This window comes from Actinoplanes sp. NPDC004185 (assembly GCF_053603475.1).
The window spans coordinates 1-1078 of record NZ_JBSGFR010000138.1; the positions used below are offsets into that span (position 1 = coordinate 1).

The 1078-nt window shown below is 67.7% G+C and carries 1 protein-coding gene; it reads left to right on the top strand.

The window, feature by feature from the left end; all coding sequences use genetic code 11:
• Positions 1 to 102: 102 nt before the first annotated feature.
• The gene (locus tag ACWEOZ_RS44405; RefSeq protein WP_451916684.1) at positions 103 to 1056 is read left to right on the top strand and encodes an IS481 family transposase; all 954 of its coding nucleotides are present in this window, start codon (positions 103 to 105) and stop codon (positions 1054 to 1056) included.
• Positions 1057 to 1078 lie beyond the last annotated feature (22 nt).

Consider the following 1078-nt stretch of genomic DNA (forward strand, 5'->3'; position numbering starts at 1 on the left):
ACCACAGACGTTGTTGATGTTCGGCGTGGTGTCTTGATCGAAAGGGAGACCTCCGGAAGGAGTGGCGGTGCTTGACGTCGCCGTTTCGATCCGGAGGTCTCGGTGGGACACGCTAATGCCCGTACGACGGTTTATGCCCGCAGGTTGCTCGTTGAGCGTGTCTTGGCCGGGCATCGCCCGGGTGAGGTCGCCAAACAGCTCGGGATCAGCCGACAGAGCGTGTACAAGTGGGTGCGCCGGTTCCGCGCCGAGGGTCCGGCCGGTTTGGTGGACCGCTCATCGCGACCGCATCGCCTGGCCCGGTTGACCTCCTCGGAGGTGACCGCGCGGATCGTGGCGGCGCGGGTCGGCGAGCATGCCGGTCCGGTGCGGCTGGCCGGCCTTCTGGGGCTGCCGGCCTCGACCATCGGTGCGGTGATCCGCCGGGCCGGGCTACCGCGACTGGTCGATGTCGACCGGCTCACCGGTGAGTTGCTGCGCAACCGCCGGCACAGCGAACGCCGCTACGAACGCGCGTGTCCGGGCGAGTTGCTGCACGTGGACGTGAAAAAGCTCGGCCGGGTGCCCGACGGTGGTGGCTGGCGGCTGCACGGACGCAGTGAGCAGGTCCGCGGCCGTGGTAACGGCTTCGATTACGTCCACGTCGCGGTCGATGACCACACCCGGCTGGCCTACGCCGAGGTCCTGCCTGACGAGCGCGTCGCCGCCTGCGCAGGATTCCTGACCCGCGCCACGGCCTGGTTCGCCGAACACGGCGTGGTCGTGCAGCGGGTCCTGACCGACAACGCCAAGAGCTACCGCATCGGCCGGGCCTGGATCACCGCATGCGAGCAGCTAGGAATCGGCCGCCGGTTCATCCAACCCGGCAGGCCTTGGACCAACGGCAAAGCCGAACGCTTCAACCGCACTCTGCAAACCGAATGGGCCTATGCCCGCGCCTGGACCAGCAACCAGCAACGCACCCACGCCCTGGACACCTGGCTGGAGTACTACAACACTGCCCGCAGCCACTCAGCACTCGGGGGACACCCACCGATCAGCCGCCTCACCGCCTGAAACAACGTGTCGGGTCGCAACA